The organism is Sphingomonas sp. M6A6_1c, assembly GCF_053345135.1.
In genome coordinates, this window is sequence record NZ_JBKEZO010000007.1 from 13,211 (window position 1) to 36,437 (window position 23,227).

15 protein-coding genes and 1 pseudogene are annotated in these 23,227 nt (G+C 63.1%); 11 read left to right on the plus strand and 5 right to left on the minus strand.

Annotation, left to right across the window (positions count from 1 at the left end):
* Window positions 1-10: 10 nt before the first annotated feature.
* The 4 genes from ACLBWH_RS15475 (at window position 11) to ACLBWH_RS15490 (ending at window position 4,207) form a co-directional block, all read left to right on the plus strand.
* Entirely contained in the window at window positions 11-1,045 is a 1,035-nt protein-coding gene (locus ACLBWH_RS15475; RefSeq protein WP_447799758.1) for an aldo/keto reductase, read from the plus strand.
* Window positions 1,046-1,080: 35 nt separating this feature from the next.
* The gene (locus ACLBWH_RS15480) at window positions 1,081-1,839 is read left to right on the plus strand and encodes an SDR family NAD(P)-dependent oxidoreductase (RefSeq protein ID WP_447799759.1); all 759 of its coding nucleotides are present in this window, start codon (window positions 1,081-1,083) and stop codon (window positions 1,837-1,839) included.
* A 261-nt stretch (window positions 1,840-2,100) separates the two neighbouring features.
* A complete protein-coding gene (locus ACLBWH_RS15485) occupies window positions 2,101-3,006 on the plus strand; it encodes a tyrosine-type recombinase/integrase (protein ID WP_447799760.1) in 906 nt (301 codons plus the stop codon).
* Window positions 3,007-3,013: 7 nt separating this feature from the next.
* Window positions 3,014-4,207: an IS91 family transposase gene (locus ACLBWH_RS15490; protein ID WP_447799761.1), complete on the plus strand. Its 1,194-nt coding sequence runs from the start codon at window positions 3,014-3,016 to the stop codon at window positions 4,205-4,207.
* Between the two features lie 451 nt (window positions 4,208-4,658).
* Here the strand turns inward: ACLBWH_RS15490 and ACLBWH_RS15495 are convergent, their stop codons facing one another.
* On the minus strand, window positions 4,659-5,939 hold the full coding sequence (locus tag ACLBWH_RS15495; protein ID WP_447799762.1) for an MFS transporter: 1,281 nt from the start codon (window positions 5,937-5,939) through the stop codon (window positions 4,659-4,661).
* A gap of 115 nt (window positions 5,940-6,054) precedes the next feature.
* Here ACLBWH_RS15495 and ACLBWH_RS15500 point away from each other — a divergent pair, with 115 nt between their 5' ends.
* Window positions 6,055-6,651: a TetR/AcrR family transcriptional regulator gene (locus tag ACLBWH_RS15500; protein ID WP_447799763.1), complete on the plus strand. Its 597-nt coding sequence runs from the start codon at window positions 6,055-6,057 to the stop codon at window positions 6,649-6,651.
* A gap of 369 nt (window positions 6,652-7,020) precedes the next feature.
* Here ACLBWH_RS15500 and ACLBWH_RS15505 read toward each other — a convergent pair.
* Window positions 7,021-7,361, minus strand: a pseudogene (locus ACLBWH_RS15505) (transposase); the annotation flags it as partial.
* A 516-nt stretch (window positions 7,362-7,877) separates the two neighbouring features.
* On the opposite strand from ACLBWH_RS15505, the gene ACLBWH_RS15510 reads away from it, so the two are divergent.
* The 3 genes from ACLBWH_RS15510 (at window position 7,878) to ACLBWH_RS15520 (ending at window position 11,936) form a co-directional block, all read left to right on the plus strand.
* Entirely contained in the window at window positions 7,878-9,950 is a 2,073-nt protein-coding gene (locus ACLBWH_RS15510) for a beta-galactosidase (protein ID WP_447799764.1), read from the plus strand.
* Between the two features lie 75 nt (window positions 9,951-10,025).
* Window positions 10,026-10,784 carry an IclR family transcriptional regulator gene (locus ACLBWH_RS15515; RefSeq protein WP_447799765.1) on the plus strand — a complete coding sequence of 253 codons (759 nt, stop codon included), beginning with the start codon at window positions 10,026-10,028 and terminating at the stop codon, window positions 10,782-10,784.
* Between the two features lie 111 nt (window positions 10,785-10,895).
* The gene (locus ACLBWH_RS15520; RefSeq protein WP_447799766.1) at window positions 10,896-11,936 is read left to right on the plus strand and encodes a zinc-binding alcohol dehydrogenase family protein; all 1,041 of its coding nucleotides are present in this window, start codon (window positions 10,896-10,898) and stop codon (window positions 11,934-11,936) included.
* A gap of 12 nt (window positions 11,937-11,948) precedes the next feature.
* Here ACLBWH_RS15520 and ACLBWH_RS15525 read toward each other — a convergent pair whose 3' ends face one another.
* Complete coding sequence (locus ACLBWH_RS15525; protein ID WP_447799767.1) at window positions 11,949-13,439, minus strand: tryptophan halogenase family protein; 1,491 nt, start codon at window positions 13,437-13,439, stop codon at window positions 11,949-11,951.
* A 109-nt stretch (window positions 13,440-13,548) separates the two neighbouring features.
* A complete protein-coding gene (locus tag ACLBWH_RS15530; protein WP_447799768.1) occupies window positions 13,549-16,491 on the minus strand; it encodes a TonB-dependent receptor in 2,943 nt (980 codons plus the stop codon).
* Window positions 16,492-16,983: 492 nt separating this feature from the next.
* On the opposite strand from ACLBWH_RS15530, the gene ACLBWH_RS15535 reads away from it, so the two are divergent.
* The 3 genes from ACLBWH_RS15535 to ACLBWH_RS15545 all read left to right on the plus strand — a co-directional run bounded on the left by ACLBWH_RS15535 (window position 16,984) and on the right by ACLBWH_RS15545 (window position 22,139).
* The gene (locus ACLBWH_RS15535; protein ID WP_447799769.1) at window positions 16,984-18,513 is read left to right on the plus strand and encodes an alpha-L-fucosidase; all 1,530 of its coding nucleotides are present in this window, start codon (window positions 16,984-16,986) and stop codon (window positions 18,511-18,513) included.
* Between the two features lie 64 nt (window positions 18,514-18,577).
* Window positions 18,578-21,055 (plus strand): beta-galactosidase GalA, encoded by a 2,478-nt coding sequence (gene galA, locus ACLBWH_RS15540; RefSeq protein ID WP_447799770.1) that lies wholly within the window; start codon window positions 18,578-18,580, stop codon window positions 21,053-21,055.
* 58 nt (window positions 21,056-21,113) lie between these two features.
* A complete protein-coding gene (locus tag ACLBWH_RS15545) occupies window positions 21,114-22,139 on the plus strand; it encodes a nucleoside hydrolase (protein ID WP_447799771.1) in 1,026 nt (341 codons plus the stop codon).
* A 484-nt stretch (window positions 22,140-22,623) separates the two neighbouring features.
* Here the strand turns inward: ACLBWH_RS15545 and ACLBWH_RS15550 are convergent, their stop codons facing one another.
* Window positions 22,624-23,223 carry a TetR/AcrR family transcriptional regulator gene (locus tag ACLBWH_RS15550; protein ID WP_447799772.1) on the minus strand — a complete coding sequence of 200 codons (600 nt, stop codon included), beginning with the start codon at window positions 23,221-23,223 and terminating at the stop codon, window positions 22,624-22,626.
* Between the last annotated feature and the right edge of the window lie 4 nt (window positions 23,224-23,227).

Here is a 23,227-nt window from a genome sequence, read left to right on the forward strand (position 1 = left end):
GGAGACAGCCATGCACTACCGCCCGCTCGGCCAGACCGGCATCAAGGTCAGCCCCTATTGTCTCGGCGCAATGATGTTCGGCGGGATCGGCAACCCCGATCACGACGAATGTATCGGCATCATCCACAAGGCGCTCGACGCCGGAATTAACTTCATCGACACCGCCGACCGCTACAGCGCGGGTGAGTCCGAGGAGATCGTCGGCAAGGCGCTGAAAGGACGGCGCGACCGGGTCGTACTCGCGACCAAGGTCCACGGCCCGATGGGCGAGGACCCGAACATGCAAGGCAATTCGCGGCGCTGGATCACGCGCGCGGTCGAGGATTCACTGCGGCGACTGCAGACCGACCATATCGACCTTTACCAAATCCATCGGCTCGCGCCCGATACCGACATCGAAGAGACGTTGTCCGTACTCACCGACCTGATGCGCGCCGGCAAGGTTCGCGCGATCGGCGCCTCGACCGTTCCGGCGTCCGACATCGTCGAAGCGCAATGGGTCGCCGAGCGCCGCGGCCTCGCGCGCTTCCGCACCGAGCAGCCGCCCTATTCGATCCTCAACCGCTCGATTGAGCGCGAGGTGCTGCCGACTTGCCAGCGCTATGGCATCGGCGTGATGGCGTGGAGCCCGCTCGCCAAGGGCATGCTCACCGGCCGGTATCGCAAGGGCCAGCAGACGCCCGAAACGCTCCGAGCGAGATTTTTTCCCAAGGCGATGTCAGACGGCGGGAGCCTCGACGCGGTCGAACAGCTCATCCCGCTGGCGGATAGCGCCGGCCTGTCGCTGATGCACATGGCGCTCGCCTTCGTGATCGCGCATCCCGCGCTCAGCGCGGCGATCATCGGCCCGCGGACCATGGCACAGCTCGACGGGCTGCTTGACGGTGCAGGCGTCAAGCTGAGCGACGATCTGCTCGACCGGATCGATGCGATCGTCCCGTCGGGCGTGGACGTCGCGCCGCTAGAAGCGGCGGCCTATTCGCCCCTGCCGATTGCGCAACCCTCCCTGCGCCGCCGTCCGCTTGCCGAGCGCAGCGCCGCCTGACCCCCACCTTATTCATTATGACAAGGACCTTCCTTATGACCGACACACGCATCGCTCTCGTCACCGGCGCCAATCAGGGAGTCGGGCTTCAGGTCGCGACCGAACTGGCGGCACACGGCGTTACCGTCTTCGTCGGGTCGCGCGATCTTGTCCGCGGCGAGAGTGCGGCGCGCGATATCGGGCCCGGCGCCACCGCGATCCAGCTCGACGTAACCGACCAGGCATCGATCGACGCCGCCGCAGCGCAAATTGGCGCCGCCCATGGCCGGCTCGACCTGTTGGTCAACAATGCCGCCATCTCGCATGCCGGGCGCGACCTGAGCGTGTCGATCGAGGAGCACGCCAGATCGACCAGGCCGAGCAATGTCTCGCTCGCCGAAGTCCGCGCGGTCTGGGAAACCAACGTGTTCGGCGTGCTCGCCGTCTATCAGGCGATGCTGCCGCTGCTGCGCGAATCGTCGGACGCGCGGATCGTCAACGTGTCGAGCGGCGTGGGCTCGCTGACCCGCAACGCCGACCCGGCCTATGCCTATCGTGCCATGTTCGGCCCCGTCTACCCCGCGTCCAAGACCGCGCTCAATGCGATCACGCTAGCAATGATGATCGAGCTCGAGCCGACCGACATCAAGGTCAATCTTGTATCGCCGGCCTTCACCAGCACCAACCTCAACAACTATGCCGGCACCGAAACGGTCGAGGATGGTTCCCGCGAAGTCGTGCGCGTCGCGCTGCTCGCCGCCGATGGTCCGACCGGAACCTTCACAGGTTGGGAGGCGACAACCATCCCGTGGTAAGGCATCGCGGGCTGCATTCGATCCGTTGCAGCCCGTAGCGGAAGGTCGCCCTATCCAGAAACCAGCTTTCGATCACCGGCAACTGATTTCGGACGCTCGACCGCAGCCCGACAGACCCGCGGGCACGCGGCCGACACGACCCACAGCACGAAGCCGCTGCGCGGCATTGGTGCGGGTGGTGAGGTAGCGCGCTTGCGCTGAGGTTTGGCCCTGCGGCAGCGGGGGCAGACGATGGGGTTCCTTCAACGAGAGGAACTCCCCATGGCTACCCTACCCATCGGATCGGCCGTCACCCCGCTGCGCCAGCGGATGCTCGACGACATGGCGATGCGCGCGATGCGGTCGCGGACCCAGCACGACTATGTCCGCCATGTTCGCGCCTTCGCGGCCTTTCTCAAGCGTTCGCCGGATACAGCGACCGCCGAGGACGTGCGGCGCTTTCAGTTGTACCAGCGCGAACACGGCGTCAGCGAGTCCACGATCAACGCGACAGTATCGGCGCTGCGCTTCCTGTTCGGGGTGACGCTCGACCGGCCCGACCTGTCGCGCAAGCTGGTGCTGGCCCCTCGTCCCCGGAAGCTGCCCGACGTGCTGAGTGTCGATGAGGTCGGACGGTTGCTCGAGGCGGCACCGGGCATCAAGTACCGGGCCGCGCTCGGCGTGGCATATGGTGTCGGCCTGCGCGTGTCCGAGGTCGCGCACCTCAAGGCCGACGACATCGACAGCAAGCGCATGCTCATCCGCATCGAGGAGGGCAAAGGACGCAAGGACCGCAACGCCATGCTGTCGCCGCAGCTGCTCGAGTTGCTCAGGCTGTGGTGGCGCGAGGGCAAGCGGCGCAGCGTCCTGCTGCCGCACGGCTGGCTGTTCCCCGGCCGCAGCTACACCGACCCGATCTCGACCAGGCAGTTGCACCGCGCCGTCTGCGAGGCGGCCGAGGCGGCAGGCATCCGCAAGCGCGTCAGTCCGCACACGCTGCGGCACAGTTTCGCTACCCACCTGCTCGAGCAGGATGTCGATATCCGCGTCATCCAGGTGCTGCTCGGGCATAGCAAGCTGGAGACCACCGCGCTGTACACCAAGGTCGCCACCCGGACGATCCGGGCGGTCACCGGCCCGCTCGACCGGTTGATGGCGCTGATGGAGGGCAGGACGCCGGCCGGGTGACGCCCAAGTGCGCGCCTCGCTCGAGGTCGCCGACATCTTCCGCACCGCCGGTCCTGCGTATCGGGCCGCCCGTGCCGGGCATCTGAGCCTCGACCAGCTCAAGGTCATGTCAGCGATAGAGACTTGCCGGACCGCCGTCATGGGTGGGCATGTCGAGGCCTGCACCGACTGCGGGCACTGGCGGGTCGCGTATAACTCCTGCCGCAACCGGCACTGCCCGCGGTGCCAGGGCGCGGCCGCGCGCACGTGGCTTGCCGAACGCGAGGCCGACCTACTGCCGGTCGGCTATTTTCACGTCGTCTTCACGCTCCCGGCCGAGGTCGCCGACATCGCGCTCCAGAACAAGGCGGCGGTGTATGGACTGCTGTTCCAGGCGGCGTCAGAAACGATGACGACCATCGCTGCGGACCCGAAGCACCTTGGCGCCCGTATCGGCATCACCGCGGTGCTTCATACATGGGGCTCGGCGATGACCCACCACCCGCACATCCACATGATTGTCCCGGGCGGCGGACTATCGCCGGACGGCAGCCGCTGGATCTTGTCACGCCCGGCGTTCCTGCTGCCGGTGCGCGTGCTGGGAAAGCTGTTCCGACGCCTGTTCCTCACTCGGCTGACTGCACTCCACGATATGGGACGGCTTGCGTTCTACGGCAGCCTCGCGCACCTTGCCGACCGGCGCGCGTTCCTGCGGCATCTGGCCCCGGTCCGGAAGAAGCGCTGGGTGGTCTATGCCAAACCGCCGTTCGCCGGACCGGAGACGGTGCTTGCCTATCTGTCGCGCTACACGCACCGCGTGGCCATCTCGAACAGCCGGCTCATCCGCTTCGACCAGACCGGCGTCACCTTCCGTTACAAGAACTACCGGGCTGACGGTGCCGACCGCCAGCAGGTCATGACCCTTGCCGCCGATGAGTTCATCCGCCGGTTCCTGCTCAACGTGCTGCCCAAGGGCTTCCACCGCATCCGCCACTACGGCCTGCTCGCCGGCGCCACCCGCAAGGCGCATCTCGAATGTGCCCGCGAACTGCTCGGCGTTGCGCCAGCCGCCGTCGAGGCACCGGCCGTGGAGCCGGAAGACACCCGTCCGCCATGCCCGTGCTGTGGCGGGCGCATGCTCGTCATCGAAACCTTCGAACGCTGGCGACAGCCACGCGCCCCACCGCCGGGTATCAACCCGACCGGGACCACCCCGCCATGACCCGGCATGGCCCGAATATATCCCGCCGCGCAGCACCTGCGCTTCCGGCAAGAATGCCGTTCGCGCCGACGGTGTCGCCAGTCGCACTGGCACTTGCCATGATCCGCAGTTCACGCCGACATCCATCTCTGACGCCGCGCTCGATTGCCCCCTTCCGGCACGTCGGAGCGCATCTCGCCACCCGCCGCGCCCGTCGGCCAACCACACGAAAACCGCTTTCCCCATAGACCACCGCCCGTAGCCCGCGGCTTCCTGCTTTGGAGGAAATCGTACACCTGCCGGTGCCCGATTTCCTTCACACAAGTGGACATTCAGCCTGCCCTTCCCGCTCCCCAACTTCGGACGCTCGTTCATCGTCGCGAACGACCAGCTTGCCACCCTGGACATCCACTAACGAACGTCGTGATCTGCTGGGAAGCGGCCGCTCCGCTTTTAGGAAAAGCAGATGGCGTTAGCGGACGTCGTCAGGCGCTGCGGCCTTTCTCAAAAAAGGATGGGATGTTGAGCTTATCGTCGGGTCTGTGGTCAACGGTGTTCGATGACCGGGTGGGAAGGCGAAGCGGCGTGCGGCCAGTGCGATGAGGAAGGCGGCCACGGCCAGCGCGGCGACAGCGGGCGGCAGCAGCGTGGTCCCTCCCGTCGTGAGGAGCACCCCGCCAAGCGACCCACCGGCCGCAATCGCCAGGTTCCAAGCCGTTGTCACCATCGCCTGCGCCAGATCAACGCCATCGCCGGCTGCGTCCGCCGACGCCGTCTGCATCATCGCCCCGGCACCACCGAAGCCAAGACCCCAGACAACGGCTGCTGCAAAGACGGCAAGGCCCTGCCCGCCGATGAGCGACAGGAAAACAGCGACGGCGGCAAACGATCCGATCGCGAGCAATACCAGCATGCGCAGCATCCGATCGACTAATCGCCCGACGATCCAGATGCCGACGAGCGAGCTGATGCCGAACGCTAGCAGGACGAGATCGACCCGCACGGAAGCAGCGGTCGCGAACGGCGCGATGTAGGTGTAGAGGATGTTGTGGCCCGTCATCCAGGCAAGGATGACGAGCAGGATCGGTATGATACCCGGTGTCGCGACGACGCGGCGCAGAGAAGGACGATTGTCACCCGTCCGCCCGGGGGCATCGGGCACCTTGAAGATAATCCAGCCGATCAGCACGACACTCAGTGCCGAGAGGATCAGGAACGATCCGCGCCACCCAACCAAACCGCCCAGGAAGGTGCCTATGGGAACACCCAGTGACAGCGCCAGCGGCACGCCGACCATGGCGAGGGCCATTGCCGGGCCGGTCTGATCGGCACGCACGATGCTGCGCGCGTAACCCGCAAGGATTCCCCAGGCGAGACCCGCCGCGCACCCGGCGACGAACCGCGCGACCAGCACGACCGTGATCGATCCGGCCCAAGCGGTCAGCGTGTTGCTGACAACGAAGCAGATGATGGTGGTAAGTAGTACCGGTCTTCTTCGAAGCCCCTGGGTCAGGCTCGTGAGCGGGATCGCTGCCAGCAAGGACCCCAGCGCATAGACGGCAACGAGTTGTCCCGCGATCGCCTCGGAGATCTGCAAGCCGGATGCGATCTGCGGGAGTAGGCCAGCAGGAAGTGTTTCGGTCACGATGCACAGAAAGCCACTGGCGGCGAGACCAGCAAGGGCCGCGGTCGGGAGTTTGGAGCGTGGAGCTACGCTCGCTTCAACGCGGCGTTTGTTGGAGGATGGAGGCATAACTGTCCTTGTGCATCGTTGATACCACCTCTGCGCCGTGACGAACCTGAGGCATGGGCATTTCTATGAATGGGCGCTATACAAATATGACTGACACAGGCAAGCGGGTTGTGTAATGACCATTAACGAAAATAAGCGGCCACGGGGGCGGCCCCGGGGATTCGCGCTTGAAGCTGCGGTCGAAGCCGGGCAGCACCTGTTTCACGAGCATGGCTATGAAAACGTCAGCGTGGCGGCGCTGACCGAGGCGATCGGGATTACTCCGCCGAGCTTCTATGCAGCGTTCGGCAGCAAGGCCGCATTCTTCAAAGAGAGCCTAAGGCTCTACTCGGCCACCGTGGTGCCGCTGGACCGCTTCCTGATGCCGGGTGCAGCGCCGATGGCGGCGCTTGGCGACATGCTGCGAGCTGCGGCGCACGCTTATACCACTAGTCCGCAGCGGCGTGGTTGCCTGATCCTTGAACACGCAAAAGCGGGCACAACGGATTGGGGCATCGCAGCCAAACAAATCGCGGGAGAAAACCGCAGCAGGGTGGCGGAATTTCTGGACGATGCGGGAATTAAAGCTCCCGGACGTGTCGCAGATTACGTTGCTACGACAATGCTCGGCCTATCGGCTGCAGCGCGAGAGGGATGGGACGAGCCAAGACTGCTTGCCGTCGCCAACACGGCAGCCGAGGCTCTACTTTGTCGCTCAGCCCTTGAGGAGTGAACAGGTTTCTGCTTGGGCCGGCTTTCCCGACTGGGGACCTGTTGACCTAGAAGGCGACATTCCGGGCGCCCTGCGCGCTTGCCAATACCTGCCGTTCGTTCACCTCCGTCGTCGGTCGTGCATCAGCACCAAGGACGTGGTCCTCGACGTTCCGCAAACGACAGCGGAAAGCGCCAATACATCAACACCACCCGCCGGATCACGTCAGGCGACGAGTTGAAGTAGCGAACGTGTTGTCTGGCTTCCGCGGGCGGGGCATCCTAGCGTCCTACCCTGCCGTGATTACCAGCAGGTGCATTCGATCTGACAGAGCCGGACGGGGGCGATGGCCAGTTTACGGCAGACCGGCTCTATGCCCAGAACCTCTCAATGGGCGTTGACGAACATCATCTTCCATGACGATCGTGCTGCGCCATCGCGACAGACGCGAATGCCTTGCGCAGAATTTCGTTGGCCCGCAGCAGCTCCTTCAACTCCTGCTCCAGCGACTTGGGGTGCTCCCGGTCATCGGCAACGTAGGCCGCGCGCCCCACTCGCCGGCTTGCCTTGTCCCGGCACCATCGGCGCAACGTCTCGGTCGTGCAGCCGACGCTTTCCGCAATGGAGGTCATCGCAACCCTTTGGGACGGATAGTCCCTCCGATGCTCGTCGACCAGCCGCACCGCACGGTCGCGACACTCAGGCGAGAACTTGTTCCACCTAGAACTCATCACCGATCCTTCTCACGCATACCCAATTCTCACTTATAGCATAGCGTTCGCACTAATGAAATATCTCGTAGGCTGGACGAACTGATCTGGCCGTTGCGATCCGTTTTTAGCTCCCTACGGAAATTGGTATGAGCAACCGATTCCTGGTCGACGCACGAACAGATGGAGCGTCTTCAGCCGTTTTCCGCAAAGACACGGCAAGACTCGGCTTGCTGATCGCCGGGTCCTCAGCTGCAACCTGTGCGTCGAGCGCAACGGACAGCGCTGGCGTGACGCGCCGGGTGCTTACGGTCTGCAAAAGGCTCAGGCAGTCGAATCACCTTTTGACTCGCAGGCTCGCATTCTCACGAAACTCCAACGCAGCGATGGTGAACGCCACATCCGCTTCGGTGACGATCGGCCAAATGATGCCCTTGCGCTGATGATAACATGTTTGCATAGGCGCACAGATTTTCGGACGCCCGATAACGCGTGCCGGGCATGCGTCCGGCAAGACGCCAACGAGGGGATTGCAAGATGTTGAAGGGTCGTAAGCTGACAAAGGCGGCGCTTTCGGTTGCGATATGCCTCGGGGCGGCGGGATCGATGGCGACATCGTCACGGGCGCAGAGTGCCCAGGGGCATCCGCAATGGCCTGGGAAGGGCGATCTGTTCCTCGGCACAAACTATCAGCCGGTCGATCGTTCGACGGCACAGATCCGACAAGACATCGCGGTGATGAAGCAGGCCGGCTTCAACGTGGTGCGAATGGGCGACCTGTCGTGGGACGCGTTCGAACCACAGGAAGGCCATTTCAGCTTCGAATGGTTCGACGCGATCCTCGACCAGATGCAGGCGGCGGGCATCCGCGTCGTGCTCGACATCCCCGGCGAACCTGCACCGACCTGGCTGCACAAACATTATCCCGGCGTGGATCTTGTCGATCAGAACGGCACCCGACTGAACGCCGCCACCCGGTACTGGGACAACATCAGTGATCCCGATTACCGGCGCCTGGCAAAACGTTTGGCTGACCGGATGCTGCAGCGCTACGCCAAGCATCCGGCAGTGATCGCAATCGGATACGACAATGAGATCGGTAACGGCCGCATGTCCTATTCCGCCGCTGATCGCGGTCGTTTCGTCGCCTGGCTGCAGCAGCGCTACGGCACGATCGAGGCGCTCAATAAGGCGTGGGCGACGCAACGCTGGTCACGGCACATCAACGACTGGTCCGAAGTCGATCTTCCCTATGAGCGGGGGCCGGGCCCCAACGAGCGCTATCTAGACCTGCGGCGCTATTGGTCGGACGATACGTTGGGCGCGCTCAAGGATCTGGAGGCCGTACGCAAGGAACGTGCCCCCAACCTGCCGGTCCTGTCCAACCTCTGGCCTTATGCGAGCCAGAAGGGATTCGACTACTTGCGGTCTTGGGACGAGATTTCGACCTACGGCGCGCTCGGCTTCTATCCCGGCAACCCCGCCGATGCGGCGGTCGACGTGATGTTCAACCGCGCCGGCCACACGACGCCGGTTTGGTTCAACGAGTTTACCGCCGGCGGTGGCGGCTACTACGGCACGCCAGGCCGCTCACGGATGTGGGCGTATTTCGGCCTGCTCTACTATTCCCAGGCATTCCTCGCCTGGACGTTCAATTCGCACCTCGGCGGCGAGGAGCAGGCACTGTTCGGGTTGGTCGATCATGATGATCGCCCGTCTTGGAAGGTGGGCGAGTTCGCGCGCATCGCCTCTGAGATGAAGAAGCTGAAGACGCTGGGTTTTCCGCGAACGGGCCAGCCGGACGTGGCGGTCGCCTATTCGTATCAGACCAACTGGCTGGTCAATCCGCCGCCCGGCCCCAACACTATGCAGGAGTACTACAAGGCCGATTATCGCAAGCAGGTCGGCAACGCCTATTTTCCGTTCTTCCGGGACAACATCGATGCAGCGACGATCGACGTCGCGCATGATCGTCTAGACGCGTACAAGCTGATCGTCATGCCGACCGCCTATCTGGTCGATCAGCCGACCTCAGATGCGATCCGTGCTTACATCAAGAACGGCGGCACAGTCGTTATGACCGGATACTCCGCAAAGGTCGATGTGACGGGCAAGTGGTTCGATACGCCCCTGCCTGGCGGACTGACCGATGTGTTCGGCCTGCGCACCAATGCATTCTATCGCGCCGACAAGCCGTTGACGGTCCAGTTCGGCACCCAGACGCTGACGGGCAGCGATCCTTATTACGAGGTGCTTGAACCCTCGACCGCGCAGGTGCTGGCCCGGTTCACCAACACAGGCGAACGGTCTCCTGCGATCACCGTCAATCGCTATGGCAAGGGACGCGCCATCTACCTTGCCACGGCAGCACAGCCGGAATTGATTCAGCCGTTGATTCGTTCACTCTACGCGTCGGTCGGGCTTACGCCCGGGCCGGTGACACCCGAGGGTGTATCGGCGCGAACCGTAGACGGACGGACGCTGTACGTGAACACCACTGCCAAAAGTGTGAAGGTCGCAATAAGCGGTAACCAGACTGACGCACTCACCGGGCGAACCGCAACCGGTGCCGTCGAACTGGAACCCTATGGAGTTGCTTTGATGCGATGACGATTGGCAGCAACGGGGTTTGACACTGCAAAAGGGGCGTCGCAATGCGCGCCTCGCGAAGCTTTGGGAGGGCGCATGCGCGACGGTTCAAAGGCGTCCTACGCCGCGCCTGCTGTTGAGAAGGCGTTTGAAGTTTTGGAGATGCTGCGCCGCCAACCGGGCGGTGCGCTGGTCACCGAAATGGCGGTGCTGCTTGACCGGTCGGTAGGCGAGCTGTTCCGTATCGTCGTGGTGCTGGAGAAGATGGGCTATCTCCAGAGATCTAGCGCCGACGATCGCTATTCCGTGTCCTTCAAGTTGCTGGACCTGGCCTTTCATGCCACGCCGGCACATGACGTCGTGGCGGCCGCCCGCCCGTTCATGAGGCAGTTGGCGGGCGAGGCCGGCCAGTCATGCCACCTGGTGGTGGTGAACGGCGAAAAAGGTCTCGTCATCCACCGCGAGCAGAACCCGGGCACGCGTGGCTTCTCACTGAGGCTTGGTGCAGAGGTCAATCTGACGACGAGTTGCTCCGGACAGGTGCTGCTCGCCTTCGCTTCAGACGACGAACGCTCACACCTGCTGCATTCGATCGGCCAATATGCGCCAAATGTGGTGCGCCTAGCAGCGGTGCGGAAGCGCGGATATGAACAGCGCAAGAGCGCGATCACGGGCGGCGTCACTGATATCAGCTTTCCGATATTCGGCCGCGACGGTTTCGTAGCAGCGGCGCTTACGATTCCGTTCCTCGGTCAAATCGGCGGATCGCAGACGATCGAGCTCGCTGCGACACGCGAGCTTCTCAAGGAGGCCGTCACGGCGATCTCCACGACGCTCGGCCACCGCTCCAACTAACCGCAGAGCACGCATAATCTTCAAAACTTCGTCACGCACCTACGCCACGCATAAAGCGAGCACTGCCGACATTCGCATATCTCTTGCATCCAAGAGAACATTCTTTCAGATGTGGAAAATGATCTGATCAAGGATGCTATGGTGCTGACTATTGTGTGTGACGAGCCGCACGCTCTTTCGTGCGTGGAGCGGGCGATGCCGACTCCCCGCGCGGGTGAGGCGCTTGTGCGCATACGGCGGGTCGGCCTGTGCGGCACCGACTATCACATATACGCTGGACGTCAGCCTTTCCTCAGCTACCCGCGCGTCATGGGGCATGAACTTGCCGGCGAGATTGCCCAGGTGCGGGAGGGATCCGGCTTCAGCCCCGGACAGATCGTAACAGTGAATCCCTATCTCGCCTGCGGCACCTGTATCGCATGCCGGCGCAGCAAGCCCAATTGCTGCGCCAACGTCGCCGTGCTTGGCGTCCATACCGATGGGGGCATGTCGGAATGGCTCGTCATTCCGGAAACAGCTCTGATCGACGCTTCGGGCCTTACCTTCGACGAGGCCGCAATGATCGAATTTCTCGCCGTCGGGGCGCATGCCGTCGCGCGCAGCGCATTGCGCCGAGGCGACCGTGTGCTGGTGCGCGGCGCCGGGCCGATCGGCATCGCGGTCTCGCTGTTTGCCCGGCTCGACGGCGCCGAGGTTGTGGTGGCGGACACCCGCCCTGCCCGTCTCCAATATGCGCGCACGGCCTTCGGCTTCGACCGGGTGGTCGTTGCAGACGAAGCCGCCGATGACCGATTGCGCGATCTGACCAGCGGCGACTTCTTCGACGCCGTATTTGATGCGACCGGCAACATCGAGGCCATGCGCGACGGCCTTGCCTATGTCGCGCATGGAGGCACTTACGTCCTGGTGAGCGTCGTCAAAGATGATCTGGTGTTTCCTGATCCTGAATTTCACAAGCGCGAGACGACACTGATCGCCAGCCGCAACGCCCTGACCATCGACTTCAAGCGCGTCATCGCCGCCATGCGTGCGGGCGATCTGCCGACCGACCGGTTGAAGACGCACGCGCTGTTTGCCGGCGAGGTTCCCGAACGGCTGCCGCAGCTGATCGCCGAGGCCGATGAAGTTCTCAAGGCGATCGTCACCTTCTGACGGCTTCCCCGCTCAGGCGGCACGTGCGCCTGACAGGAAGGCTGCGTGCGTCGGCATTGCTTGGACCCCCCGATGCATCAGGTCGCGCATGCGGCGCAGCGATGCCCGGACTTCCTCCGCCGGCAACAGGTCTGCCGCAGGATCGTATTGGCGTGGCTGCAGTCCTTGCCCCAGCATCACCGCCACCCAACTCGCTTCGCGAAACAGCTCCCCCGGTTCCAGTATTACGCGGCCGAGGTTCGCGAAGATTTCCATGCGCTGCGCGAGGCTGTCCGGCACGACCACGTCGCGCATCTCGCGCCAGAACGGCGTGTCGTCGCGCTGCGTCTGTTTGTAGTGGAGGATGACGAAGTCGCGCACCGCCTCCGTTTCCCGTCGCATCAGCTCGTTGTAGAGGTCGACTTCCGCAGGAACGAAGCCGTTGGCGGGAAACAGCGACATCAACGTGGCGATCCCGCGCTGGATCAGATGGATGCTGGTTGATTCCAGAGGTTCGATGAAGCCCGACGCAAGGCCGAGAGCCACGACGTTGCGATGCCAGCTTAGCCGCCGCCGGCCCGTCGTAAAGCGCAGTGGACGCGGGTCTCCCAAGGCGGGACTGTCGAGCCCCTCCAGCAGCGCCCGCGCTGCGGCATCGTCATCGACGAACGCGCTGCAGTAGACGTGGCCGTTGCCGACCCGGTGCTGAAGCGGAATGCGCCACCGCCATCCGCCTGCCCCTGCAGTCGACCGTGTGTACGGCACGGGTGGTGCGACCGCCTTCGACGGCACGGCCAGCGCGCGATCCATCGGCAGCCATGACGACCAGTCGTGATACCCGGTCGCGAGTGCCTCCTCGATCAAGAGACCTCGGAAACCGCTGCAATCGATGAATAGATCGCCCTCGATGATGCGAGCGTCGTCGAGGGCGAGATGCTCGACGAAGCCGTCCTCCGCGGCAAGTTGGACATCGACCACCCGCCCCTCGATGTTCTGGCAGCCTTGCGCCAAGGCGAGCGTGCGCAACAGGTCGGCGTAGAGCGCAGCGTCGAAGTGCAAGGCGTATGACATTTTCGAGAGCACGCTTCGCGGATCATCGCTGGGGCGGGCAAAGCGCCCTGCATAGGCCGCCTGGGTCGGCAGCGAATAGTCTGCCAGCGGCCCCTCGCGCAGGCGCAGCCAGTGCTGGTGAAACGGAACGCCTGCCAGATCGGCGCCGAAACTGCCGAAGGGGTGAAAATAGCGATCGCCAAGCTGGCCCCAATCGCGAAACTCGATGCCGAGCTTGTAGGTACCCTGTGTCGCGCGGATCAGTACGTCCTCGTCGAGGCCGAGTTGCGCGTTCATCTGGAGGATCGGCGGTATCGTCGCCTCGCCGACACCAACGGTGCCGATCTCCGACGATTGCACCACCGTGACGGCGAGGCGCTCGCGCGAGATGTTCCGGCTCAACACGGCAGCGGCCATCCACCCCGCGGTACCGCCCCCGACGATAACGACACGCCGCACAGTCTTGTGGTTCATCTAGCCTCCAAATTCGCTTTGCGGCGCAAATCTATAGCTGACGGGTCAAAAAAAGGGCGGCCTCGTGCGAAGCGCACGGGGCCGCCCAGAGGGGAAGCTTGTCGAGGGATCACCGCAGCAGAAAGCGCAATCGCAGCGAGATACGGCGGTCGTTGATCTGATAGTTCCGAAGATACTGGGATTGCCCCTGGTAGCTGTAATTGACCGAGTCCGTCAGGTTCTGACCATCCAGGGTGACCGAGATCGCCCTGTTCAGATCGTAGCTGATCGAGGCGTCGAGCGTCCCGTAGGATTTAAAATAGATCGGCAGCGTCTGAGCGCCCGTTTCGGATACCGAGTCGAGATACTTGCTGCGCCAGTTGTAGGCGAGCCGGGCATCGATGCCGTACTTTGAGTAGAGACCGATAAGGTTGTAGCTGTTACGTGAAAGGTTGATCAGCGGCACGCTCGTTTGCGTGGTCGATCCGATCGAGCCGACTGCGACCGTTCCCGCGTTGCTGTCCGCGAACGTATAGTTCGCCTGCACGCCGAGCCCGGACAATGGCCCCGGCAGGAAGTCGAAGAACTTCTGCCCGCCGACCTCGAAACCGCGCACTCGGCCGCGCGGGACGTTGGTGACGGCACCGACGTTGAACTGGACCACGCCGACGTTCGGGATCGTCTCCGTCCGCGCGAACGGGCGGACGTCGATCAGGTCGCGAAGATCTTTCTGGAAGCCGGTGAAAAACACATAGCCGGTTTCCGAGAAATACCATTCGAGCGCGCCATCGTAGGACGTCACCCGCTCCGGCTTCAGGTTCGGGTTGCCCGATACGCTGCCGTTACCGGCGTAGGGATTGGTGACGGCATCATAAGCTCCCCCGTTGACAGTCGTCGGGGTCGCCCCCGTCCCCGTATAATTTGGAGACAGACTGAAGCTGGGGTTCAACTGCGTGAAGGTGGGACGGAAGATGTTCTTGGAGAACGCAAAACGGGCCTGCAACGCCGGTGTCACCTTGAGCCGCAAGTTTACACTTGGCAACCAGGCATCATATTTGCGCGAACCGTCGAAGGGCTCGACGATCGAGGTCGACGTCGGCGTTGCGCCACCTGCGGTGCGATAGCTGAGCACCTGGAAGCCCTGGCCACTCTGGCTGGTGCGGACGTACCGCAGTCCGACATTGCCGTCGAAACCCATCGCGCCGATATCGGTCTTGAACGCAGCACGCATATAGCCCGAGTAATCATCCTCCGACACGCGGCTCGTCGTCGACTGCGCGGGATTATCAAGATCGCCGAAGGTGATCGTCTGCCCGCTGATCTGGTTGATATGTGCAAAGGCGCTGTCAGGATGGAGGGCGTCGTAAAGGTTCCACTGCAGGATCGGTCCAAACACGCTGTTTGCGCCGGCACCGCGCAGCAGCGTGGCCTGCCCGGGGTTGTTCTCTACGAATTCAGGATGCGCCGCTGCCGTGTAGCAATTCGCCGCTGTAGAATAATTGGCGCAGGTTCCGCCGATCGTGGTCCAGTTGTTGACGTTCGTATCGCGATTGACGGCGCGCTTGCCGCTGTACCGGACGCCAGCACTGATCGACTTGAGGAAGCTGCCGTCGTCGAAGTCCCACGTCAGATCAGCGCGCGGGCTGTTGCCGATCGCGGTGTTACGGACGCGATCAGGCTGAACCGCGGTGAACCCATAGTTGGCGGGGTTGGCGAAGAAGTCCGAACGCTGACCCGTAATCGGATCTGTGGCAAATTGGGTCGGAAATGATCCGCGGTTATCAAAGGTGTAATTGTAGTCGCCGGTGAATACCCCCGCCACACCGTTGTTGGCGGTATACGGCGTGAGGTAGAGGTTGAGCGAATCTTGATCCACCTTGGCGTCGATATGCTGGTAATCGAGGACCAGATGCAGGCGGTCGCTGACATCCCACTTGACCCCGGTGGTGAAATCCGTCGTCCGTGTCTTGCGATTGGAGCCATAGGTCACCGACAATCCGCCAGGACCGCGCAACGAGCCTGAGGTGGCGACACCGTTGTCGACGGTGAAGGATCCAGTCGGGACAGCATTTTCATCGGACGAGAAATACGCAACGCCGGTATCGCGGAATTTGTAGTTGGTATTCAGTACCTGCGCATAGGCCTCGATGTTGCTCGCCGGACGCCACTGTAGCACCACCGATTCGCTCGCGCGGCGACGATCACCCTGAGCGACGTTGAAGCCGCCGCCTTTCTGCACCTGGACATCCTGCGTTTCGAAGCCGGGCACGAGGCCGGGACGTGTGGACGATCCGTCCGGTGCAGTATTGTTGGGACCGTGCCAGTAATAAGGTTCGACCTGATCGAGATCCTGTCGAAAGTAGGAGCGCTGTGCAGACGCATTGACCAGAAGACCGACCTCACCAATTCCCGTCTCCCAGCGATTGCTGTACAGGCCGGACACGCCCCAGCCATTTTTCTTTGCAAGATCGTACCGTGTCCCCGACACGGTCGCCGAGAGGACCTGTCCGGCCGAATCGAACGGCTTGCGTGTGCGCAGGTCGATCGTGCCGCCAAGCGACCCTTCGATCATCTCCGCCGAGGGGTTTTTGTAGACATCCAGGCGAGAAAGAAGGTCAGGCCCGATCTCATCGAACGCCAAGCCCACGCCGCCATTGGCGGTGAAGATGTCGTGTCCGTTCAGTTCGGTGCGGACATCGCTAAGTCCCCGGATCGCAACCACACTGCCTTCACCAAGGTTGCGCTGGATCTGGATACCCGAAATGCGCTGCAGCGATTCGGCGACGTTCGCATCCGGGAAACGGCCGATGTCCTGGGCCGTGATGGAGTCAACGATCTGTTCTGCGTTGCGCTTCACCGCTTGAGCGCTCGCAAGGCTCTGCCGCAAGCCCGTGACGACAATGTCTCCGCCTCCTCCGGCCGCGTCTTCCTGCGGGACGGCAGCATCCGCCGGCTGCGTCGGCCCGGCCTGCGCCGCATCGTGCGTCGCCTGGGCCGCGACGGACGTCGCAGCCAGCGCGGCCGCGATCGCGATCGCCGAACTGACCATCAAGATGCGCTTGTTACCCCTCATCGCCCTCTCCTTTATGCCCGCAAGACACGGATCGTTACAAAGGGGCGTATCACGAATCTTCACATGTGAAAACGCATATTCGTATATAATGTCAGACGAATGCCGCGAGGTTGATGCGCAGCCTCTTGGCAGGCAGACCTTGCGGGCGCGGAAAAAGGCAAATATGAAAACAAGCTCTCGCATAAAAACATGAACGGGAGGACTGCGTTGATGATGAGGGCAATCCGTACCGCGAGTTGAACCGGGTGATCGGACTGCCCGCACGTCGGCTGGCTCGGCCATCACGCTGTCAGACGCAGCTCGAACGATTGCCGATCTGCCTGTGGTTCCGAAGGCAAAACGAGACTTTGGCTTGATGCAGCAAACGATGCCGCCGGCATGTCGCATGCATCAGTCCGTCGCCGCTGGTCGGTAGAACTTCGACTGTGCGAGCAAGGCATTCGCACGAAGCCGGACCATATGATTTCGAAGAGGCAAGGTAGTATGACGAGGATGAAGATCAGCAAGCGCGAGTTGCTCGGGGGCGCGATAAGCGCGACGGTGGCGACGGCGGGGCCCGTCCGCGCGGCCGGGCAGATCATGCCGCAGATCGCACCGGGTCCCTATGACGCCACGACCACGTCGTTAAGTGCCTACGAGACCCCGGCATGGTTCCGCGATGCGAAGTTCGGCGTCTGGGTCCATTGGGGCCCGCAGGCCGTGCCCGGCCAGGGCGACTGGTATGCACGCTTCATGTACACGCCCGGTCACCCGCATTACGATCATCACGTCAAGACTTACGGCCACCCCTCAGAAAAGGGCTACAAGGACATCATCCCCTTGTGGAAAGCGGAAAACTTCGATCCGGAGGCGCTGGTGGAGCGCTATCGTGCCGCCGGAGCGCGCTACATCGTGTCGATGGGCGTGCACCATGACAACTTCGACCTGTGGCGATCGCGTCATCACCGTTGGAACTCAACGCTGATGGGGCCGAAGCGCGACATCGTCGGCGAATTGCAGGCGGCGGCAAAACGAAGAGGCTTGCGCTTCGGCGTATCGGAGCATCTTGGGGCAAGCTATACTTGGTGGTATCCTAACCACCTATACGACCAGTTCTGGCCTAAGCTGGGGGTCAGCTACGACGGTGCCGATCCGCGCTACGCCGATCTCTATCACGACAATCGCGACGAACCGTTCGTCAACACCCCGGCTTCATGGTACACCACGAACAAGGCCTATCAGGCGGAATGGCTCAAGCGCATCCGCGATCTGATCGACAGCTATAAGCCCGACCTCATCTATTCCGATGGCGGACTGCCTTTCGGCGACACCGGCCGGCAAATGCTGGCGCACTTCTACAACACCGGGACGAAGCGCGGCACGGTCGATGTGGTCTACACCTGCAAGAACCTAGGCTCGGGCGAATTCAGCGACGCCTGGTCGACGCAGGATGTCGAGCGCGGGGCGCTGACCGGCATCAATCCCAAGCCATGGCAGACCGACACTTCGAACGGCGACTGGTTCTACAAGCAGGACGACACCTACAAATCGGCGGCGCAGGTCATTTCGACGCTTGCAGATGTGGTCAGCAAGAATGGCAATCTGCTGCTCAACGTCGTTCTGCTCGGCGACGGCAGCCTGCCCCCGCAGTCGGAACAGTTGCTCGACGACCTTGCCGCTTGGATGAAGGTGAATGGCGAGGCAATTCATGGGACGCGTCCGTGGACGCGGTTCGGCGAAGGGCCGACGCAGGGAAGCGATGGCGCCTTCTCCGAAAAGGCGGATTACGTCGACGGCGACATCCGTTTCACCACACGCGGCAAGACGCTCTATGCCATCACATTGACCGAGCCGAAGGGGCGTATCGTCGTCGCGTCGCTGGGCATTGGATCTGGTGAGAAGGCGCCGCGCATCCGCAAGGTTCGCCTGCTGGGTCACCAGGGGGCGGTTCGCCATAGCCAGACCGCGCTGGGACTGGAGATCGACCTTCCCGCCGTGCTGCCGTCGCGCCATGCGAGCGTTGTGGCGATCACCCTTGCCTGATCGCGCGCCCGATCCGCTCCACGCCGCGATCCCGCACGCACAAGATCTGTCGCGACGACGCGTCATGACGATCTGCGCGCTCGCCGCCGGGGCCACGGTTGTCCCAAGTGCGCATGCGTCCACCGCCGCGGTTCCCCATACCGCCGCCCCGATGGTTCCGTTGCCGACGAAGAGAGAGCAACTGCTCTTCGATAACGGCTGGCGCTTCGCGCTAGGTCACGGCTCCGATCCTGCCCGCGACTTCGGTTTCGGGTTTGGGCAGGCCAGCTTCTCAAAGACCGGCGACTTCGACTTCGCTCAGGTCGGCTATGACGTGAAGGGCTGGCGGTCGCTCGATCTGCCGCATGACTGGGCGGTCGAATTGCCCTTCGTCCGCGACGAGCAGGGCAGCGGTGACAATCATCTACGCTCGCACGGCTTCAAGCCGCTCGGACGGCGGTATCCCGAGACTAGCGTCGGATGGTATCGACGCGAATTTGAAATACCGGAGCAGGACCGTGGTCGGCGAATCTGGGTCGAGTTCGACGGTGCGTTCCGGGACGCGACCGTGTTCGTCAACGGTTGCTTCATTGGTCGTCACGGGGACGGTTACACGTCGTTCCGCTTCGACCTGACCGACTTTCTCCGATACGGGGCGACCAATGCGATCGCGGTGCGGGTTGATGCCAGTTACGGCGACGGCTGGTTCTACGAGGGTGCCGGCATCTACCGCCACGTCTGGTTGCTAAAGACTAACGCGGTTCACCTGACCCGCTGGGACAGTGTCGTCCGCGCGACGCTTGCCGGGAACACGGCCGAGGTGGCGCTGTCGGCAGCCGTCGCAAATGATGGCCGGGAGTCGGTGGCGGTGCGGCTGCGGTGGATCATCCGCGACGGATCGGGCTCGACCGTGACGACGGTCTCAACTCCGGTTCGAAACGTCGAGCCGGGTCAAAAACGGCTTTTCGGGGCAAGCGCCATGATCGGCGACCCGGCCCTGTGGGCGCCCGGGCAACCATCCCTCTATACCGCGACAGTAAGGGTGGAGGACGAGGCAGCAATCCTCGACGACGAAGTCGTGACGTTCGGCGTTCGCAAGACGCTCTTCACGGCCGACAAGGGGTTCTTCCTCAACGATCGCCCGCTCAAGATCCAGGGGATGTGCAACCATCAGGACCATGCCGGGGTCGGCGTCGCCTTGCCCGACCGATTGCAGGCCTTCCGGCTCGAGGTCATGCAGCGGATGGGGTGCAATGCGATCAGGTCAACGCATAACATGCCGACTCCCGAACTGGTCGAAGCCTGCGATCACATGGGGCTGATGCTCGTGCCCGAAGCCCGGTGGATGAGCTCGTCGCAGGAGGGGCTCGCGCAACTCGAAACCATGGTGCGCCGCTACCGCAATTCGCCGTCCGTGATCCTGTGGTCGATCGGCAACGAGGAGAACACGCTGCAGGGCAAATCAGCGGCGATCGGCGCGCAGCTTGCACAAACGATGGTGACCAGGTGTCACGAGCTCGATCCAACCCGCATGGTGACCGCAGCGGTCAACGCGGACAATGAAACCGGCCCCTCCCATGCGGTCGATGTCGTCGGGTTCAACTATCATCGTGAATTTCCGGACGTCTTTCACATCCGGCATCCCGACAGGCCGGTGATCGCCACCGAGGATGCGAGCGACGTCGCAACCCGTGGCGCCTATGCCTTCGACAAGGATCGGAACCTCGTCAGCAATTTTGACGGCAAAGAGCCCTGGGACAAGTCGCCGGAACATTGGTGGGGATTCTACGCGACGCGGGATTGGGCAGCGGGCGGCTTCGCCTGGACCGGGTTCGATTATCGCGGTGAGCCCTCGCCCTTCGGCTGGCCGTCGGTCAGCTCGAACTTCGGCGTGGTCGATCTGTGCGGCTTTCCCAAGGACTATTTCCACTATTACAAGGCATGGTGGTGTGCGACCCCGGCGCTGCACCTGTTCCCGCACTGGACTTGGCCGGACAAGGAGGGGGAGCAGATACCGGTCTGGGTGTATTCGAACCTCGATGAGGTCGAATTGTATTTGAATGGCAAGAGCATGGGCATGAAAAGGGTGCCGCATCTCGGTCACGTCGCCTGGAGCGTACGTTACGAACCCGGTATGATCGAGGCACGTGGGCGTCGAAACGGCAAAACCATCCTGGTCGAGCGGCGCGTCACGACCGGACCCGCGCGATCCCTCCGATTGACCTGCGACCGCGGCAGCATCAGCGCCGATGGCGAGGACATCAGCGTCATCACCGCCGAATGCCTGGACGATCGCGGCCGGCATATCGACGTGGCACAGAACAGGATCACCTTTCAGGTGAGCGGCGCGGGCAGATTGCTCGGGACCGGAAATGGCGACCCGAACTCGCACAATACCGGCAAGCTGGCTGACCAGGCGCTGTTCAATGGCCTCGCTCAGGCTATCGTGCAATCCAATGGCACGCGCGGCACCATCGTCGTCGAGGCGTCGACGGATGGCCAAATCCGGCCCGCGCGACTCGACGTCCGGACTGTACCGGCCAAGATGCGCCCCTATACGTGACCGCGATCACGAGCAGCGGAAGCCAAGTCGACGTCTCTTGGACTCCGGGAGATAGTTGATGACGTTTGTGGAGCCGGATCGACGGCATGTGCTGACCGGGATCGGTACGCTCTTGCTGACGGCGGTGACCGCGCCGGAGCGCCGCTCGGCCGCTGCCTCGGCATCTACGGTGCCGCGAGCGCGCGTCATCATCGACAACGACTTTTCCGGAGACCCGGACGGGCTCTTTCAGCTCGCGCATCACCTCTTGTCGCCATCCATCATGATTCCGTTCGTGATCGGCTCGCACATCCATGTCGGCGACTTCCTCGATGGCTCCGCGACGCAAGCCGACAATGCCGCGGCGCGCGCACGCGCCCTGGTCGCGACGATCGGAGCCGGACATCATCCACCGGTGTTCGCAGGACGCAACGCCGCTTCTCCGCGGGGCGCAACACCCATGGCCACCGCGATCACCGACCGGATCCTCGCCGAGGCACGGCGAACCGATACCAAGGTACCTCTGGTCTATGCGGCCGGCGCGGGCCTGACCGAATTGGCCGCGGCGGTGCGGGCCGACCCGGCGATCGGCCCCCGCATCCGCCTCGTGTGGATCGGCGGGCGCGAGTGGCCCGATCTCGTCACGGGCGTGCCATCGCGTCTCGACGCCGAGTATAACATAACGATCGACGTTGCCGCCGCACGTACGCTGTTCAACGAGAGCGCGGTCGAGATCTGGCAGGTGCCGCGCAACGTCTATCGCCAGATGCTCGTGTCGATGGCGGAACTGCGCGCGGCGCTGCGGCCAGCGGGGGCGACAGGGGCGTTCCTGCTCGACGCGCTCGACCGCGTCCGCCTGAGCCAAGACGACCGGTTGGGCGAGACCTATATCCTGGGGGACAGTCCGCTCGTCACGCTGACCGCTTTGCTCTCGTCGTTCGAGCCCGACGCCTCCTCGAGCGACTATGTCATCCGCCCCACGCCTGTGCTGAACGAGGATGGTAGCTACACGCCGCGACTTGGAACCCGCCCCATGCGCGTATACCGCAGCATCGACACACGCCTTACGTTTGCGGACTTGTTCGCCAAGCTCGCGACCATCTGATAGATAGCATTAGCTGCTTCTCGTCATCGGTGCTGCAGCTGGACTATAAATCTTCTGACGCGAAAGCCGCCCACTGCTCTATCGCGAGCACGACAGTCATCGTCTTCGGCCCGATGTAGCACTTTGTTCGGCACGTTCTTCCCGGCAGCATCGAGCGTGATCGTCCTAAGGCGAAGTGGCAACAGGCGCGCGGTTCTGCAGCTGTCGGCGAAGCAGCAAGGACCCAAAGCCGGTCGATCACGCGCGCTCTCCCGCTGCCCGATACCTGCCACTCGTTCATGTGAGAGGACGGACCGCTTTGACGAGCCCTGACGGACGCCGCCAATGGCTGGGACTGGGGACTTTCCTGCCAGTCAGCTTTCAGGATTGAACGGTCGAAAGCCGCCGATACGGGGTGTCATAACCGTTCGGGGCTGTTGAAAAACGCCTGACGCCTGCCCTGATCGTTCCGAATGGGATGAGTTTTGGGAACCTGCCTCCGTACTCAGGCCGGTGCCCGTGCCTGCATAGCCTTAACGCCGACCATCACTTCGTCCCTGATGTCCAGCAGTTCGTCCTCGCCCGCGCCGTCGCGCGCTTGAACGGCGATGCCTTGTTGGACCGCCAATAGGTAGGCAGCTAGCCGGCCGGCTTCTTCATGATCCACCCAGCGACTAAGATGGTCCGCGATACGACTGCGAAGCTTGGAGCGGCGCTCGCGTAACTCGCGAGCAAGTTCCTGCTGCGCGGGCGCTCCTTCGACCAAGCCGGTCGATATCATGCAACCGCGTTCGTCCGCGACCACCGCCTTGATCGCCGCGTCCAGCAAGCCTGATACCGCCTGTTCCAGCGTCTCCGTGCCCGCCATGCCATTCAGAGCCCCGGGAAGCGCCGTGTAGCGATCAAGTGCCTCCCGGTAGAGGCCCGCCTTGCTGCCGAACGCCGCGTACAGGCTGGGAGGGGCTATGCCGATGGCACTGGTCAGATCTGCGATCGAGACGCCCTCATAGCCGTGGCGGCGGAAGAGACGCATCGCCGTATCGACAGCTTGATCGCGATCGAACGTGCGTGGGCCGGATGAACGGCGCTGCCGAGGCTTATCCATAGCG